This is a genomic window from Bacillus sp. LR_5 (assembly GCF_042709275.1).
In genome coordinates, this window is the sequence record NZ_JAVAXX010000590.1 from 1 (window position 1) to 1,333 (window position 1,333).

General features: G+C 36.8%; 2 protein-coding genes. Both read left to right on the forward strand.

All coding sequences use genetic code 11. From position 1 onward, the window contains the following. On the forward strand, window positions 1-161 hold a 161-nt coding region (locus RAC86_RS38755), incomplete at its 5' end, for a hypothetical protein (protein ID WP_377886964.1). A 274-nt stretch (window positions 162-435) separates the two neighbouring features. Beyond that, window positions 436-1,275: a thymidylate synthase gene (locus tag RAC86_RS38760; protein ID WP_341283743.1), complete on the forward strand. Its 840-nt coding sequence runs from the start codon at window positions 436-438 to the stop codon at window positions 1,273-1,275. Window positions 1,276-1,333 lie beyond the last annotated feature (58 nt).

Consider the following 1,333-nt stretch of genomic DNA (forward strand, 5'->3'; position numbering starts at 1 on the left):
AAGTAGAGAGAATTTATTTTAAAGAAAGCCCAATTGCACATGGACAAATGACAATTGATATTGAGGTAAAATACAATGCATTAAATCAGAAAAAGCTATTGGAGGATTTAATGTGTTTAGACAATTTCCAATTTGGTATACACAAACACCTAACTATTTGAATTTTTATGTGCCGCAATATCAAACCATTTCTTATAATCCTCAACAATGTTATCAACGGTGTATGTACCAAACTGGCGGTAACTATGAGCTATGTGACAGACTATGTTATGGAGAAATACAGGTGTAAAAGAGGGGGGATTAACTCCTCTTCAAACACACAGTGATTGGAATAAGAATCTCATTTTATCTGCGAGTGCTTAGTATTTGCGATAATATTGCATTCGTAATAAATTATGCTTAGCAACTGAAAATGAAAGAAGGATATGAATAGTCATGACGCAATTCGATAAACAATACAATTCAATTATAAAGGATATCATCAATAATGGAATCTCAGACGAAGAGTTTGATGTAAGAACCAAGTGGGACTCAGATGGAACACCGGCACATACTCTAAGTGTAATGAGTAAGCAAATGAGATTCGACAACTCAGAGGTTCCGATTTTAACGACAAAAAAGGTTGCCTGGAAAACAGCCATTAAAGAGTTGCTCTGGATTTGGCAGCTGAAATCTAATGATGTTAATGATTTAAACAAGATGGGCGTACATATTTGGGATCAGTGGAAACAAGAAGACGGAACCATCGGACATGCATATGGATTTCAGCTGGGGAAGAAAAACAGAAGTCTAAATGGAGAAAAAGTGGATCAGGTTGATTATCTTCTTCATCAATTGCAAAACAATCCGTCTTCACGCAGACACATTACAATGCTGTGGAATCCTGATGATTTAGACGCAATGGCCTTAACGCCATGTGTATACGAAACTCAATGGTATGTGAAGCAAGGTAAGCTCCACCTCGAGGTAAGAGCACGGAGCAATGATATGGCGTTGGGGAATCCATTCAATGTATTCCAGTACAATGTGTTGCAGCGCATGATTGCTCAAGTGACTGGTTATGAGCTTGGTGAATATATCTTTAACATTGGGGATTGCCATGTGTACACACGTCATATAGACAATTTGAAAATTCAAATGGAAAGAGAACAGTTTGAAGCACCTGAACTATGGATCAATCCTGAAGTGAAAGATTTTTATGACTTTACCATTGATGATTTCAAGTTAATCAACTATAAACATGGGGACAAGCTTTTATTTGAGGTAGCGGTTTAATGCTGCCTTTTTATTGTGCAGTGAATAGATAGCAGCTATCCTAATTTCATTAAGCAAT